At 52.0% G+C, this 221-nt stretch carries 1 protein-coding gene; it reads left to right on the top strand.

The genetic code is table 11. The features are described 5' to 3' along the window. Positions 1–221 (top strand): hypothetical protein (locus IG168_RS20735; RefSeq protein ID WP_226877174.1); only part of this gene is annotated, 221 nt, incomplete at both ends.

Here is a 221-nt window from a genome sequence, read left to right as displayed (position 1 = left end):
CGGAAAAATCACCACGCCCAGGGCATCTGACACTTTTACCGATGGTGTCACTATCAGTGCGACCACATTCTTGATTGATGCAAGTTCATTCGTGGATGTTAGCGGGAAAGGAACACTGCCCCTTGTAGGTGATTATCCGCGATCTGGCGGTAGTTATGGCGGCATGGGCGGTCGCGCTTCGGATACTGGTGAGACCAACGTACCCTATGGCGACTATAAAC

It is taken from the genome of Microbulbifer hainanensis, from assembly GCF_014904735.1.
In the GTDB taxonomy this organism is placed as follows: Bacteria; Pseudomonadota; Gammaproteobacteria; order Pseudomonadales; family Cellvibrionaceae; genus Microbulbifer; species Microbulbifer hainanensis.
The sequence above is the reverse complement of the archived record's forward strand: the minus strand, read 5'-3'. Positions and strand labels throughout refer to the sequence as shown.